Origin of the sequence: Paenibacillus salivarius (assembly GCF_051307165.1) — a bacterium.
Lineage (GTDB): Bacteria > Bacillota > Bacilli > Paenibacillales > Paenibacillaceae > Fontibacillus.
This window is the reverse complement of sequence record NZ_CP195592.1, coordinates 3,730,924-3,745,782: the sequence shown is the minus strand read 5'-3', so window position 1 is coordinate 3,745,782 and position 14,859 is coordinate 3,730,924. Positions and strand designations below refer to the sequence as shown.

At 53.1% G+C, this 14,859-nt stretch carries 14 protein-coding genes, 1 tRNA gene and 1 pseudogene; 11 read left to right on the top strand and 5 right to left on the bottom strand.

Going from position 1 to position 14,859, the window contains the following annotated elements; translation table 11 throughout:
* Positions 1-3 precede the first annotated feature (3 nt).
* The 5 genes from ACSFXJ_RS17255 to ACSFXJ_RS17235 are packed head-to-tail and all read left to right on the top strand — an operon-like array spanning position 4 to position 5,527.
* The gene (locus tag ACSFXJ_RS17255) at positions 4-1,152 is read left to right on the top strand and encodes a cytochrome P450 (protein ID WP_435921616.1); all 1,149 of its coding nucleotides are present in this window, start codon (positions 4-6) and stop codon (positions 1,150-1,152) included.
* A gap of 13 nt (positions 1,153-1,165) precedes the next feature.
* A complete protein-coding gene (locus tag ACSFXJ_RS17250) occupies positions 1,166-2,053 on the top strand; it encodes an HAD-IIB family hydrolase (RefSeq protein ID WP_435921614.1) in 888 nt (295 codons plus the stop codon).
* A complete protein-coding gene (locus ACSFXJ_RS17245) occupies positions 2,028-3,092 on the top strand; it encodes a hypothetical protein (RefSeq protein WP_435921612.1) in 1,065 nt (354 codons plus the stop codon). The genes ACSFXJ_RS17250 and ACSFXJ_RS17245 overlap by 26 nt, the downstream gene beginning before the upstream one ends.
* Before the next feature lie 33 nt (positions 3,093-3,125).
* Positions 3,126-4,376 carry a sugar efflux transporter gene (locus ACSFXJ_RS17240; protein WP_435921610.1) on the top strand — a complete coding sequence of 417 codons (1,251 nt, stop codon included), beginning with the start codon at positions 3,126-3,128 and terminating at the stop codon, positions 4,374-4,376.
* A complete protein-coding gene (locus ACSFXJ_RS17235; protein WP_435921608.1) occupies positions 4,373-5,527 on the top strand; it encodes a glycosyltransferase family 2 protein in 1,155 nt (384 codons plus the stop codon). Before ACSFXJ_RS17240 ends, ACSFXJ_RS17235 begins: the two co-directional genes overlap by 4 nt.
* Positions 5,528-5,618: 91 nt before the next feature.
* Here the strand turns inward: ACSFXJ_RS17235 and ACSFXJ_RS17230 are convergent.
* Positions 5,619-6,518, bottom strand: a pseudogene (locus tag ACSFXJ_RS17230) (dihydrodipicolinate synthase family protein).
* A gap of 179 nt (positions 6,519-6,697) precedes the next feature.
* Between ACSFXJ_RS17230 and ACSFXJ_RS17225 the strand changes: the two are divergent.
* Positions 6,698-7,618 (top strand): NAD(P)/FAD-dependent oxidoreductase, encoded by a 921-nt coding sequence (locus tag ACSFXJ_RS17225; protein WP_435921607.1) that lies wholly within the window; start codon positions 6,698-6,700, stop codon positions 7,616-7,618.
* Positions 7,619-7,729: 111 nt separating this feature from the next.
* On the opposite strand, the gene ACSFXJ_RS17220 is transcribed toward ACSFXJ_RS17225, so the two are convergent.
* Complete coding sequence (locus ACSFXJ_RS17220; protein ID WP_435921605.1) at positions 7,730-8,302, bottom strand: TetR/AcrR family transcriptional regulator; 573 nt, start codon at positions 8,300-8,302, stop codon at positions 7,730-7,732.
* A 171-nt stretch (positions 8,303-8,473) separates the two neighbouring features.
* On the opposite strand from ACSFXJ_RS17220, the gene ACSFXJ_RS17215 reads away from it, so the two are divergent.
* The 4 genes from ACSFXJ_RS17215 to ACSFXJ_RS17200 all read left to right on the top strand — a co-directional run bounded on the left by ACSFXJ_RS17215 (position 8,474) and on the right by ACSFXJ_RS17200 (position 11,208).
* Positions 8,474-9,421, top strand: coding sequence for a ketopantoate reductase family protein (locus ACSFXJ_RS17215; protein WP_435921603.1), 948 nt, complete (start codon positions 8,474-8,476; stop codon positions 9,419-9,421).
* A gap of 67 nt (positions 9,422-9,488) precedes the next feature.
* Positions 9,489-9,576: transfer RNA gene (locus tag ACSFXJ_RS17210), tRNA-Leu, on the top strand.
* A 195-nt stretch (positions 9,577-9,771) separates the two neighbouring features.
* Complete coding sequence (locus tag ACSFXJ_RS17205; protein WP_435921601.1) at positions 9,772-10,542, top strand: hypothetical protein; 771 nt, start codon at positions 9,772-9,774, stop codon at positions 10,540-10,542.
* Positions 10,543-10,641: 99 nt separating this feature from the next.
* Positions 10,642-11,208 (top strand): putative ABC transporter permease, encoded by a 567-nt coding sequence (locus ACSFXJ_RS17200; protein WP_435921599.1) that lies wholly within the window; start codon positions 10,642-10,644, stop codon positions 11,206-11,208.
* Between the two features lie 233 nt (positions 11,209-11,441).
* Here the strand turns inward: ACSFXJ_RS17200 and ACSFXJ_RS17195 are convergent, their stop codons facing one another.
* A complete protein-coding gene (locus ACSFXJ_RS17195) occupies positions 11,442-12,152 on the bottom strand; it encodes an N-acetylmuramoyl-L-alanine amidase family protein (protein WP_435921598.1) in 711 nt (236 codons plus the stop codon).
* 179 nt (positions 12,153-12,331) lie between these two features.
* Here ACSFXJ_RS17195 and ACSFXJ_RS17190 point away from each other — a divergent pair, with 179 nt between their 5' ends.
* The gene (locus ACSFXJ_RS17190) at positions 12,332-12,544 is read left to right on the top strand and encodes a YqzE family protein (RefSeq protein ID WP_435921597.1); all 213 of its coding nucleotides are present in this window, start codon (positions 12,332-12,334) and stop codon (positions 12,542-12,544) included.
* A 160-nt stretch (positions 12,545-12,704) separates the two neighbouring features.
* Here ACSFXJ_RS17190 and ACSFXJ_RS17185 read toward each other — a convergent pair whose 3' ends face one another.
* Together ACSFXJ_RS17185 and ACSFXJ_RS17180 are read right to left on the bottom strand one after the other, a co-directional pair.
* Positions 12,705-13,718 (bottom strand): hypothetical protein, encoded by a 1,014-nt coding sequence (locus tag ACSFXJ_RS17185; protein ID WP_435921596.1) that lies wholly within the window; start codon positions 13,716-13,718, stop codon positions 12,705-12,707.
* Between the two features lie 194 nt (positions 13,719-13,912).
* Positions 13,913-14,857, bottom strand: a complete 945-nt coding sequence (locus ACSFXJ_RS17180) for a YqhG family protein (RefSeq protein ID WP_435921594.1) — start codon at positions 14,855-14,857, stop codon at positions 13,913-13,915.
* Between the last annotated feature and the right edge of the window lie 2 nt (positions 14,858-14,859).

The window sequence follows — 14,859 nt, the reverse complement described above, 5'->3', positions numbered from 1 at the left end:
CCTATGATGGAGCTGATCGATCTTGATTTCGGATCGGAGCAACTGCAGGCCGATCCTTGGCCGCACTACCGGAAATGGCTGGATCAAGGCGGCGTCCATTGGTCCCCCAAAAATAAAAGCTACTTCCTGATGTCCTACGACGCCGTGCGGCAAGGGATGAAGGAGGAGCTGTTTACGGTGGAATATCCGTTCAGGGCGACCCGCCATTTGTTCGGGCCTTCCATTGTCGATCTGGATGGCCCGGAGCACAGCCGACTGAAAACGATCATCGGACAACCGTTCCGGGGAGAGAAGGTCCGGGCCTACGAAACCGAACTGATGGAGCCGGTGGTCGAAGCGCTCATTGACGAAATGCTGGCGAAGGAAGAGGTCGATTTTGTCGCGGACTTTGCCCGGTTGGTGCCGATGCGGATCGTACTGCCGATATTGAAGCTGTCTGCCGAACATGACCGGGAGTACTATAATATGCTGCGTCCGATTATCGACTATTTGGATTCGCCGAAATCCAGCCTCGAACTGGCTTTTCAGGCCAGCGAACGGCTGGTGGAGAGAATAGGCCATGCGCATGCGGCGATATCGGGCGGCGGCTGTCCTTTTTCCTCGGAAAAAGGAACCTTGAACGACGATGAGTCGGTCCGGCATACGCTCCTGCTCCTGGCGGCAGGGACGGAGACGACCGTCGCGTCCATCGGCAATGTGATGTACTCGCTGCTTATGCATCCGGATATGATGGAGCGCGCACGAAGCGATATTTCGATCGTTCCGGCGATCGTGAGGGAATCCCTCCGTTGGCAGCCGCCTCTGCACACGACGCTCCGATTCGCAAAGAAAGAGCTGGAAATCGACGGCGTGGCCATTCCTGCGGGAGCACCCGTCCAGCTCTGCCTGGGCAGCGCTTCAAGGGACCCGCGTTTTTATTCCGAACCGGATTCCTGGAATCCGTTCCGCGAGGAAAAAGCGTTGATTACGTTCGGAGCTGGCTCTCACAGCTGCCTGGGCACGAATCTGGCCCTGAAGGAGCTGGAGGTCGTCTTCCGCTGTCTGCTTCAGCGGGCGGAGGTGACTCCGGTTGAATCGACGCTCCCGGCGATTCGCGGTAGAGCTTTCCACGGACTTCCGCAGCTGCGGTTGAAAATAAGGGCTTATTCCTGAAAGGGTGGAACAATTGGGGTTTCTGAATCGCGATACACTATTCGTCACCGACCTGGACGGGACCTTGCTTCGCTCAGATCTGACGGTATCCGCTTATACGGCGGATGTGCTGAACGCCGCGATTGCCGATGGCAGACGGATTACATTTGCTACGGCCCGTACCTATTCGTCCGCGAGCGCGTTGCTTCGCTCGGTTCATTTCAATATGCCCGCGATCGTGGGCAACGGCGTACATCTCGTCGATATGAAGACGGGAAATTATGTCGTCTCGAATTTGCTGCGGGAAGACCAGATCGGGGCGATCGCGAAAATGGCGAGGGACAACGGGCTTCCCCTTTTCGCGGTGTGCGAAGGGGAAGACGACAGCCGCACCGACATTCTCGTTTGCGAGCAGCCCGTCAACCGGGCGCAGCAGAGCGTGTTGGAGCAGCGGGACAAGCGCGGGCAGAAATGGCGGATTGCCGCCCGTTTTGACCGGCTGCAGTCGGCATCGACCGTGTTTTTCGTGGAGAAGACCGAACTATTACGCCGGTTCCGGGAACGTCTGGAACAGGATGAGGCGGGCCCGTTCGCGCTTCATCTGTTCGAGGATTTACTGAACCCTGGTTATTCGACGCTGCAGGTGTCACATATCCATGCGACCAAGGGCCGCATGCTTCGGACGATGCTCGAAGGGATGGGCGAAGCAGCGGCCGAGGTCGTCGTTTTTGGCGATCAGCTGAACGACCGGTGTTTGTTCGAGGCGGCTTCCCGCCGGGTCGCGGTCGGCAATGCCCATCCGGCGATCGCGCGATTGGCGGATCAGGTGATCGGCACGAACGACGAGGACGGCGTAGCGAAGTTTATTCATCACATATTAGAAGGGGACGGAACCAATGAGAAAAGTCGGATTGCCTTTTGAAGTCCCCGCCATCACCGGCTATGTGCATCACGCGCATCTGCTCGGCATTTTGGGACAGGATGACAGGACGTTGCCCTGGCTGTACAGCAATTACGTCCAATTGTACTGTTATCCCGATTTTCGGGACAGCACGGTCCCTTTCAATTTTTACGTGAACGACACGATTTTAAATCAAGGTGAAGGCCGGGCCAGTACGGTCGGCTTTTCCGCTTATTTGAATTCGATTCCCTGGCTGGAGAACGAGCGGCTGTCCCGGCACGTGTTTCTCGGCTTTAAGGCCGGTTTGCGGGATAAACTGACGGAATGGCTCCGTTCGGGGTATTACGTGCTGCTCTATTTGAACGGATATCATATTCCGGGATTTCACTTGTACCGGACGAATCGGTTCGCCCATCAAATGCTGGTGATCGGATATGATCTGGATGAGGGTACGTTCGAGCTGGCGGAATTCAAACAGGAACGGGGCGGGAAAAAATACCAGACGTTCCGCGTTCCGATGGAAGCCGTTGAAGAGGCTTTTTACGATGTGGATTTAAAAGGAAAGCATCGCGAATATATATATTTGGTCCGCTTCAATGCCGATGCGGAATATGCTTTCGATATGGATCATGTCCGCAGCGGACTGGCGGAGTATTTGAATGGAGGCTGCACGGCCGAACGGTGGAGAAGCTTCCAGAGGCCTGCGGATCTCAAGTATGGCATGGACGTGTACGATTGTCTGCTCCGGTACCTGGACCGGTTGGGCCGGGGCGATGCGGCGCATGATATACGGCCGTTTCACATTCTATGGGAGCACAAGGTCCTCATGATGCAGCGTCTTCAGTATATGGAGCGGAACGGCTATATCGACCGCTCCTTTCAAGCGCCGTATGAGCCGGTCGCCGAGATGTCCAGCCGGCTTAGGCTCATGATGATGGTGTACCGCGAGAAGAAGAGCGGCGTCGCGATTCAGGCGATGAAGCAGCTGCTGGAAGACATGCGGCGTCACGAAAAGGAGGCGCTGGTTCCGCTCGCGGCCGATTTGGCCGCCGTACGTTGAGGTTGAGACCATAAGAATGCAGAGGGATGCGATATGAAAATACCGGTAGCGCCGGTACTGCGACTGCGCCTGAAGTGGCCTGTCATTCGGGCGATGGGGCCGTTGACCGCCGCGATTGTCATGATGGGGATCGCCCATTCGTTCATCTTCCCGCTGCTGCCGCTATTCGCGATGCAGGAGGCGGGAATGTCGGCCGAGCGTCTGGGATGGTTCATGACGATTCTCGGAATCGCCAATGTGGCCGTCGGCACGATCATCGGGAAACTTTCCGACAATAAATGGAGCCGAAAGGGCGTCATTATAGGCTCCTTGGCGGCAGGCGCGCTCGGTTACTTTTTATTTGTTTTCATCCGCTACTACGCGCTGCTGGTAGGGATATCCGTCGTCTTTTTCGGCATATCGTCCGCTTCGTTCCCGCAGTTGTTCGCTTACGCCAAGGAACAGCTGGAACAAGACAGCCGGGAGAAGTTAACCTTCCGGATGAATCTGCTGCGTATGTGCTTTTCCATCGCATGGGTGATCGGGCCGCCCTTAGGCACGCTGTTCATCTCCTTACAGGGTTTTCATCTGCTATTTCTGGCCGCGGCTGCGATGAATGTGGCGGCGATTGGAATCGTATTATTCTCATTCAAACGCACTGCGCACCATATTGAACGGAACAGCCTGGAGCTTCAGGAGAAGCCGCCGTACAGGAAGGTGGCGGTATCGACCGTTTCCTTCGTGCTGCTTGGCTTGGCCAGCCAGGCGAGCTTCATTGCGCTGCCGCTGCTCGTCGTTCGGCATTTGCATGGAACGAACGGTCAGGCCGGGATGCTGTTCAGCGTCGCGGCTGCAGCCGAAATCGTGCTCCTGGCGGTATGCGGATACTTGTCGATGCGGTTTGCGAAGCTGCCGCTGTTGATCGTCGGAGCTGCCGTCAACGTTCTTTATTATGCCGGCTTGTATTTTGCTGACAGCATCTGGCAGCTTATACTGCTCCAGTTGCTAAGCGCGCTCGGCGTATCGATCATCATGGGCATCGGCATGTCGTATTTTCAGGATTTGCTCCCGGACGCGCCGGGTACGGCGACAACGCTGTACACGAATACGTCCAAGGTCGGATCGATCATGGGCGGGGCGATCGCGGGAACCCTTGGGGGAGCCTTCGGCTTTCCCGCCGTCTTCATCGTTTGCGCCGCATTCGCGGTCTGCGCGGCGGGACTTTTGATCGTACAATATGCAACGGCAGGCAGCGGCCGGTCTCGTCCGGCCTCGCATGCCGAATTCCGGGAGGAACAGATATGATCGCCAGCATCATTATTCCGACGTATAACGATTCGACGCGAATCACGCGGTGTTTAGAGTCTTTGAACCATCAGATAATGAAACCGGGCGACTCGTTCGAGGTGGTCGTCATCGACGACGGTTCGAGCGACGGGACGGGAGAAGCGCTTCAAGCGCTTCAACCTCAACTGAATTATTCGTTGAATTATCAGTATATCGAACGTTCGGAGCACTCTTCCCGCGCTCAAGCGAGGAATGCGGGAATGGCGGAAGCGAGCGGCGACGTCATCGTGCTGATGGACGGCGACCAGCTGGCGTCCCGGCTTTTCGTCTCCGAGCATTTGCGCATTCATAAATGGTGCCGGGAGGCCGTCGTTATCGGCACCCGTTATTTTTTGAACCGGGAAGCTTCGGAGCTGTTAAAGCCGGACCCCGAGTTTGAGCTTCATGCCGGTGACTATTTGGAGAACAGGCGGGACGGACGTCTCGACGTCGCGGACCGGCTCTCCGAGAACTTCGGCGGCATCGAGACGGCGTGGCATTTGTGCTATAGCTGCAATCTTTCGTTTTCGAGATCGCTGCTTGCTGAAACCGGAGGCTTTGAAGAGGCCTTTCAAGGCTGGGGGCTTGAAGACTGCGAGTTCGGTTACCGGTTGGCGAAGGCGGGGGCCCGCTTTGTTTTCACGAAGGAAGCGCCGGTCTACCATCTCTATCATGATGCCGAATTCGATGTGCAACGGTTCGAAGGATGGAACATGAATTTGAAAAAATTCATTCAGCTGCACCCGGCGCTGGAAGTCCGATTGCAGGAGCATCTGGCCGAATTTTTCGATCCCGGCCGGAGGGAGCAGAGCTGGCTGGACCATTATTTGAATTTCGAACATGCGGTCAGAGCGTTGAAGGGACGATGGGGGTACCCGGTCAAATACCGTTTCTTTACGATATCCAACGATACGGGCAGGGAAATGATGGCCGCCATCGAAACATGCCTGGAGAGCTGTCATGCGGTCGTGTTCGATGAGGCGGACGGTCGCGGTTGGGACGTGGAACTGGCGGGCATCGCGGCCAAACGGGATCTGCTGTATTACCGGAAGCCAAGCGAAGAGCGGAAGCGGGCGATCCTCGCAAAATTAGGGGAGTTGGCGGATACGCTAACGGAAGTCCGGTCCTGAACCGGTTAAAGCCGTCGTATCATGGATAACTATTCTTTTTAACGGCAGTTGTAGGGAATTGACCTGAAAAACTGCCGTTTTTTCAAATCATTCAAGCACCTTCAATAGATTCAATGTCTAAAAGTACGGACTTCAGATGCTCCTTGACCGACTGTTGCAGTGGTAGTAAGGGGAGAGGGAGACTGGGACTTGAAATCTGGCCACCGATTTCTGCTGCAGCAGAAATAACGCGAAGGCTTCCGTATTGGCGAAATAACGACCAAATCGGTTCAAGCTGGGCTGAGAGCTGATCCGCATCGTCAACACGACCCTCGAGAGCTAAACGTGTCATTCTCAGGCATGTCTTTGGAAATAAGCCGCCAAGGACGGAGTACCACGTTTCACAGCCTGCGTTCAAGCCGGTGGAAGCCGACGGATCCCCGCTTATTCCGATCGTTACGTGGGCAGGTATATGTTCACGGAGTTTGCTGATTCGTGCTTTAGTAGCTTCAGGATCAGAAGGCGCTCCAGGGATTTTGATGGAATGTACATGGGGGAGCCCGGCAATTTGGCCATGCAGTTCATCGCTGAAATGAAAATGGGAAGTCGCCGGATTATCATACACGCAAAGCGGAATAGAGAGCGAACTTGTCACCTGTTTATATAAGGAGTACACCTCTTCAAACGTTAATGGTTGTTAAGAAACAGGAGCCAATAACACTCCGCTTGCTCCTGCTCTTTGTGCGTCTTCCGCCAATCGAAGCACATCAGCCGTGCGAATCGCGCTTATGCTTGTCATCACGGGAATGCCTTTGGCGGAACCGACGGCAAGTTGTAAAACACGAAAACGTTCGGCCCGGGTCAAATAGGCGTAGTTTCCAGTGGAACCTAGCGCACCGATGGAATCGACTCCTGCGGCAACCAATCGTTCAATCAGATTCACGAATTCTTTTTCTCTAATTTCCGTCTCATTCATAGGGGTCAATGGAAAAGCAGATAATCCGCGGAACATGAATTACACTCCTTTATAAAATGTTGCAGACTCTAACCGGATTATAAAAATAAATTGGACATAGTAACAGAGCCAATAGCTCTGGATTGAAAGAGTTCACTTTAATGGACTTTATTTTATATTTAATTACGGATATAATGTATCTGTAATAACTTTAAAATAATCATTGGAGGTTCCGAATGTTACAAAACCGGCATTTCGATGTAGCGATTATTGGAGGAGGACCGGCGGGATTGAGCGCGGCTCTCACGCTTGGCCGAGCGAGAAAAGATGTTCTGGTCCTGGACGAGGGAAGTCCTCGCAACGCCGTGACAGGCGAATCTCACGGATTTCTTACCCGTGATGGCATCAAGCCTGGAGAATTTCGGCGGATTGCAAGAGATCAGATTCTCGTTTACCCGACAGTCTTGATTGTAGAAGATACCGTCGTAACGGTTGGCGGGGAAGACGGACATTTTCGGATGGAGACCGGGAACGGGGGGATTTTTACATCCAAAAAATTGTTGTTTGCCGTCGGCATGAAGGATCGCCCGGTTCCGATTCCCGGGTTGGCTGAAGTTTACGGAAAAAGTGCGTTTGTCTGTCCATATTGCGATGGTTGGGAATTAAGAAATGAACTACTGGCCATTATTTGCAAGGGAGCCGATGTCATGCATCTTGCCCCGTTGATTTCGGGTTGGACGAAACGAATTACGGTTTGTACCAACGGCCCGGCTGAACTCACGGAAGAACAACGTGAAGAGCTTCGCCGCAATGAAGTTCCTTTGTTTGAATCCCCTATATCGCAAATTCATTCCACTGACGGAAAGGTTAGCCGCATTTCGCTTGAAGACGGCACCATCGTTCCATGTACCGGGATTTTCTTTAAACCTGATCTGACAGCGGGTTCGGATTTACCGCAAACCATCGGCTGCAACGTTACGGAATCCGGCATGTTGATCGTCGACGAATTCGGAAAGACGAACATCGCAGGCGTATATGGTGCGGGTGATGCGGCTTCGCAAAAATATCAGGTGGTCCACGCCGCATCCATGGGGGCCTCCGCCGCTGCGTTTATAAATCACGAACTCAATATGGAAAAATGGAAGGAGCAGCTTTAAAAGGAATACGACGCCAATAGTGACGAATGAAAAACTTGCATTCTCGAAGAGAACTGCTTTTTTTAACGAGAGTTAATCGTAATGTTTACACTTAGAAATAGTCAGGGCCGATCATTGCTTCGGCAAAGGATGGCCCTGCCAAATCAAATTCCGCTCCAGCATGAGAACCAATTGGTCCACCATTTCCGAAGGCGGGTACGGCATCGCGTGTTCAATCCACCATTCCACCAGACCGGCAACCGCAACGGACAGAAATTGGACGAGAATTTCTTGGCGTACGCCCGGATTGAGATCGCAGCTTGCAAGATGCTCCTTAATTCCCGTTTCCATCAACGCCTTCATGCGCTTACGGAAAGCGGGAGCCCCCTTGCCTGTCAGGAGCGTGGAGTAAACAGGGGCGTTTCTTTCCAAAAACTCGAAGGTACGGAGCAGTAAAGCTTTGGCGGACTCTATGCTTGCGTCTCCGTCGGGCATACAGCTTTCGTACAAGTATTGCAAGTAAGTATCGATGCATTGGTCCAGCAAGTCAAACTTATCCGTAAAATGCAAATAGACGGTGCCCCGGTTTACATTCGCGCGTTCCGCAATGGCATGAATCGTAATTTTCTCAAAGCCGTTCTCTCCCATCAGCCCGACAAAAGCTTCCATTATGGCCTGCCTCGTTTTTAAAATTCGTCTGTCCATCTCGTTCTCCTTGTTCCTTATTAGACAATCCGGGCGTCTTTGTTGATTTCTCAACAAAATCAAATAGATTACCGATTGAATCCTCATTCCGCCGGATGCTATTGTCATTGTATTCAACAACCGTTATTTATTCAACATTTGTTAAATTCATAGGGAGGCGAGAATGAATACATGAGAGTGTTGGTTTATGGAGCGGGAGTCATAGGCGGTTATTTGGCCCACGTACTTGCAGCCGGAGGCAATGAAGTTACCGTATTAGCCAGGGGGGAAAGGGCGGACGAACTGGAGAAAAAGGGGCTTGTTATCCGTCATTATTTTCAGCGGAAAACGACGGTGGATCGGGTGCGCGTCATCCGGGCGCTGGAAGAGGACGAGATGTACGATCTCATTTTCGTCGCCATGAAATATACGGATTTTCCCGCAGTGCTTCCCGTTCTGGCCGGCAATCGGAGCCGTAACATCGTGCTGGTAGGGAATAATACGGATGCTCAAAGCATGCAAAATTATCTAATGGAGCACAGCCGCACGCCAAAAAATATCGCATTCGGGTTTCAGGTCAGCGCGGGAACAAGAAAGGACGGGGTGACGATTTCGATTCGCGGGGGAGGCGGGCAAATGGTGCTCGGCGCATTGGATGGTCCGATTCCCTTTAAGTCCTTAATTGATCAAGCATTCGCGAAAACCAAGTACAAGCTTGTTTATCATGACCATATCGATGCTTGGCTGAAAAATCATATCATCCCTATTTTGGCGTTGAGTTTTGCGACAGTGAGCCATGAGCGCCAGATGAAAAAAATCGCCCGGAACGACAAGCTGCTGCGGCAAATCGTGGCGGCCATGGACGAAGGCTTCCGGGTTCTGGAAGCGGAAGGTTATCCTTTGGTGCCCGCAGAACAAGCTTCTTTCATCCGTAAGCACCCTGCGTTGCTTCGACTGGGTCTTAAAATATATCATTTCCTGCCGGTCAGCCGGCTGGTCGACGGTTCGGCTTACGAAATCGAAGCTTTAGGAGACCGATTTCGGGAGTGGAAAAAGCGGTCGGGTGTCGCTACCCCCAACTGGGATGCGTTGGATGAGCGGTTTCAAGCCGTGCTGTCCTTATTCGAAAAAAAAGATTGACTCTTTTGGCTAGGCGTGGTATGTTATATCTTGTCGCTGCGAAAATAATCTTTTCGCGGATGGTTATGCGGTCGTGGCGGAATTGGCAGACGCGCACGGTTCAGGTCCGTGTGGGCTAACCCCCCGTGGAGGTTCGAGTCCTCTCGACCGCACCATACATAAACGTCAGGTCTCCGAACGGTATCGTATCGTCGGGGACTTTTTTTGCGCAAAATTGCTTACGCTTGACATCATGCAATCAGTCATGATACTTTGGTAAAAAAATGAAGGCAATGTAACCGAAGGGTTCAACCTCGCGATGCGTTTGGGGTTGGGCCTTTTTTATTTGGACATCGATAAGGAGGATTATGATGACAAGAAAAGAAATGCTGCTGGACCGGTTGGATGCGATCGGAAAATCGCTGGAACGGAAGGGCGAAGCACTGCTGCTTTTGGGAGTGGGTTCGGTCGGGACGGAGCTGGAACGGATGGATGAGTACTCGGATCTTGATTTTTTCGTGATCGCGGAGCCGGGTCGGAAGGAACGTTTTTTGAACTCGTTGGATTGGCTGGAGGATGTGCATCCATTAGCTTATTCTTTCAAGAATACGGATGACGGCTATAAAATTTTGTTCGAAGACGGAATTTACGGAGAGTATGCCATTTTCGAGGAGTGGGAATTGAAAGATATCCCGTACAAAGGCGGAAGAATCGTATGGAAAAGTCCGGCGGCGAATGAGAAGAGCATTCCTAATGAGAATCCGGGAAAAATTCCGAGTATCCGAAAAAGCGGGTTGGATTTTGCGCTTAATGAAGCGTTAACCAATTTGTATGTCGGGCTTTTGCGTTTCGCAAGGGGAGAAAAGCTGTCGGCGCTCCGATTCGTACAGGGGCACGCGATCGACTCCATTCTGTCCGTGCTGCATCTGCTTGAGCGGGAGACCAATTATTTTCCGGATCCCTTCGGTAATGAACGTCGATTAGAAAAAAGATTTCCGTTGTTCGCCGGACTTCTGGATGGAATGATGCTCGGATACAGCCGCGTGCCCGAATCGGCGCTGGCGATTTTGAACTACTTGGAAAGCGTGTATCCCGTAAATGGAAGGCTTGCCGGGGAAATACGAAAACTGGCGAATAGTTGATGGACGAACCAGATTGAATTCATGCCCCTGGCCGTTACTAGCGGAAGGGGCTTTTTAGTGTGCGCATAATGTGGGCGGAGACCGTCATACTAGGAGGGGATGGATTTAGGAAAATATGGATACGGAAGGACGGTTGAGGCGATGATGCTCCCGGAGTTGCTTTTTTATTTTCTGGCCTATTCGTTTTTCGGCTGGGTTCTGGAAAATGTATATAGTCTCTTTACGTCGGGCGTGTTCTGGAAGGACGGTTTCATGAAAGGGCCGTATAAACCGATGTACGGCGTTGCGCCTTTGCTGCTTCTGCTGGCGGCCGGATGGGTTCATCACCCGGTACCGCGGATGCTGCTCTGCATCGCCATTCCTACAGCGGTCGAGTATGTGAGCGGAGTTATGCTTTTCGGGCTGTTCGGCAAAAAATGGTGGGATTATTCGGGGAAAAAGGGGCAGATTTCAGGCCATATTTGTGTGCGCTTTTCGCTCTATTGGGGAGTATTGTCACTTGTGTTCCTTTATTATCTGCACCCGTTGATGCAGAAGGCTTACGAGCACCTGAGACCCGCGTGGGAAATCGCCGGGCCGTTGTTGTTTTTGCTGTTCTTTGCCGATTTGGCCTGGACGGCCTTCACCAGACGATGGTCCTGGGTTCAGGGTCGGGATGCGGCTTAAAAACCGGTGGGCTCCGGACGGACGGCCCAGGCCTTAACGGAACTCAGAGCCGTTATTGGACGAAAATATGTTGTTTTGGAGTTTTAACGGAACTGTAAGCCCTTATTTGCCTGGTTTTGCAGACCAATAGCAAGTTCAAGGGGAAATAAGGGCGCTGGTTTCCGTAAAAACCGAAAAAGGGCGATGATATGGAAAATAACGGCGGTGGTTTCCGTTAGCGGGAGACGGACAAGTTAGATAGCCGCAAAGTAAGCGGCGATTCCTTCATAGATGGAGTCCGCGATTTTTTGCTGGCCGATGGGACTGACGAGCATGCTGCGATCCTCGGCATTGCTGATAAACCCGGTTTCGACGATGACTGCCGGGCAGGCCGCGTGCTTGAGTAAGTAGAAGGGCTTGCCCAGTTCCGGGAGCCTGTTTCCGCGGATCTCGTACATGTCCCCAAGGGAGTGCTGGATAAAGTCGGCAAGCATGGCGCTTCTGCCTTCGTTTTGATGCAGAACCAGAGGTCCCCGTTTTATTTTGTTCCGGCCCCAATTCACGTGCAGGCTGACGACGATCTCCGATGGCACTTGCTTGCTCAGTTCCTTGCGTTGAGCCAGGTCCCTCATATGCCTGGAGCGGCTGTTATGCCAGCGGTTGTCGTCGCTAAGCGCGTAGTCCCCCGTGCGGTTCAATATCGCTTGATATCCGTGGCTTTTCAGCACCAAATAAAGGCGTTTCCCGATGGCGAGATTAATGTCTTTTTCGAGAAATTGTTTGTAGGAAGTGCCGCCGTCGATACCCCCGTGCCCAACATCGATGAGAATGACCGGCTCGGGGAAGGCATGGCGGAAATCGTTTTGATTGTCGTCGCTAAAGCCCATGGCGGAGGCGAAGGGAGTATAATTACTGAGGCTCGTCACGAAAAGCACTGCGGCAAATAGGATCGTTATATGTGTCATGCGCATGGTATCACCCTTCAAGTCGAATTTATCGAGGTTAACTTGAGCTCTTTTTTATAGGTTTATCCATTGTCCGAAAAACATGCACACGATTCTCCATCCTCCCGGGTGTTGTTTATAAATCGCGTAATCTGTGCAAAATAAGAATACTTCAAGGCTACTTAAGGGGGGCTGCGCATATGGCAAAAGGGGACGAGCTCGTCAAGTACATTACGGAACGGGTTGTCGATTATGTGGAGACGCCGCGTGACATCCGAAAGGAAAAGGCCAGACTTAAGGAATCGTGGTCAAGCCGCTGGTTCGGGATGATTCCGTTCTCGATATCGCTCTGGTTCGGACAACTTCCGCGAAAACGGCGGAGGGAGAGCCGGAATTCTTCACGGCAAATTTGAAATAGTCAACTCATGAGATCGCTGCTTTTTGTCTTTACGTGACATGGAGGGCGGTCTTTTTTGCGTGGCTGAAAATGAAGAACTGAATATATTTCTGCTCCAGCGTCAGCGAGGTGCTGACGCCGGAACAGGGGGAAGATTATGATGGCTGGAGGAAAGGTTAAAGATCTGCGTTTCCGTCGTATTGCACAAAGTATCCGGCGCCCATCAAGGCGTCAAGCGCAATCCAACGCGGGGAGGATTCGGTACCGGTGAGCGCATAGGTGATTGAGTCGCGGTCGGCAGTCCATGTTTGATAACCGAAAACAGGCAAAGGAACGGAATAGGTGCGTTTAGGTCCGGCGGACACGAACAGCAGACGTTCGGCTGCTTGCAACAGGTTGTCGAAGGACTGCTTTTTGATGGTCATCGCTTTTTTGGTCATCCACAAAATGTTGTCGTACGGATCGAAGCCCGAACCGGTATAAACGGGATTTGCCGGGGACAAGCCTTGCCTCCGGCTTCCCGCCGCCAGGAACGGAGGCGAGTAATCGGCGGCCTGGCTTTTCAAGCTGTCGGAGGTTTCCGGCAGCAGTTCGCCAGTTGCGGCATCAAAGAATTGCACCGGCTCTAGCTTTGAATCCAAGCTGCTCAGTTTCCATAGAGCAAGAGTCGGACCGGCATACAGCTTTTCGATTTTCATCTTGTTTGCCGATTGCGTCTTGGTCTGGACCGACGGTTTCGTTGTTAACAATGCGGACAAATTATACAACGATTCCGGACCGATTCCATACTCTACGAGCATGTACTCTCCGCTATCCGTTGCCGAAATGATCAGGTATCCGGATGTGGCGGAACCCGGAGCGGCGCCGCTCGGCTGGACGGAGACAAGCCAGCTATGAGTGCCCGGTCCGAGCGGTTCGATGATCGTCTTCGCGTCGGACCAGGCGGTAAACGGGGCGGTACCCGCAAGCCGCCGCACGGTCTCCTCGGCAAAGCTTCTTAGCTCCTGCGGGGCCGGGCTCAAGTTCGCTGCCGCTGCGACAGTACCGGTTGCCGCCGCTCTTGCGAGAGGTTCCCCCGCACTCCAAGAAAGCGGGGGAACGACGATCGCGGCACAAAGCAGCATTTTCGTCATAAATACCAGCCTTTTGCGGGTATCCGTATTCCTTCTATATCGTTTCCTGATTTTCATCGCATGGATCACCTGTCATTCTGATGGGAATCGGAGGCATTTCCTTGTCCTCCGGCGGCAGTCGTCTGCCTGCTTGTCCATTGTATCCGCGCCTAATCGAAAAGGTTGCTGCAATCTGTCGGGCGTCCTCGGGATTCGGACGTTCTATTTTTGCGGTCTCATATCGAGACGCGTCAGCTTATGCCCTGTTTTGCTTAACCCGGCGAACGCAGGTGAAAGATGCCGCTGCCGAGCGCCGATACGACAATTCTCGGCTCATACTGCCAGCGGATTTCCTCTTTGCGCGCCTCGTACTGTTCTTGGACGGCCTGCTTGCGTTCTTCATCCGGATCAAGAAGCAGGTCTTTATAGTAGGCGTCGATCAGCGCCAGTTCTTCGTTCAGGCGGTCCCGGGCTTCGTCGGCCCAGGAGCTGTCGTAACCTTGCACTTTTCCGGAGATGTTGTTCTCGAGCGCGGTTCGACCGTCGGCAAGGGAAAGGCGGGCCGGCAAGATGTGCATATTTTCCGGCATCAGAGGCACCAGGTTTTTGCCGGTCAGCCTGGCGGCGAAGTTCTCGTCGATTTGGCCGTTCTGCAGCGACACGCCCATAAAATGCAGCTCATCGCGTTTCATGTCGCAGCAGAACTCGATTTTGAAGCGAACGCCGAGCCAAGGCTCGTAGGCGGCCGGGATCAAGGTAGAGCGTTGAAGGGGGCCGGGGTCCTCGAACAAGTAAACGCTGCGGCCCCCTTGCCGGGCGGCCGCAAAAATCTGCTTGAGACGCGGGCTCCCGAAATGGAGTTCCTCTTGTTGAATCCGCCCGGGTCCGAGGATGGGGAGAGGCCGGACCGCCCCAAAATGGCGGGCAAGCAGCGGATCCTCCGCAGCAGTCTCGTTCTTGGGTTTCAAAGCCTCGGCCTTCTCCTGCATTTCTTTATGCCGCTCCGGGTCAAAAATGAACGAAAACGTCATCGTCTCCGGCTCCGCGCCCGTTCGCTCGATAAAGCCCCAATAATACGGACGGTTGGTCAGGTCCCGGTCCGCGCGCGGGGACAGTTTCACCGTCACATGATGCGGAGACTTCTCCAAAAACTTGCACTCCGTCGTTTCCAGATAGGTCATGACGAAATCGCGGATCTGTTCGCGGGTCATGGTCATGT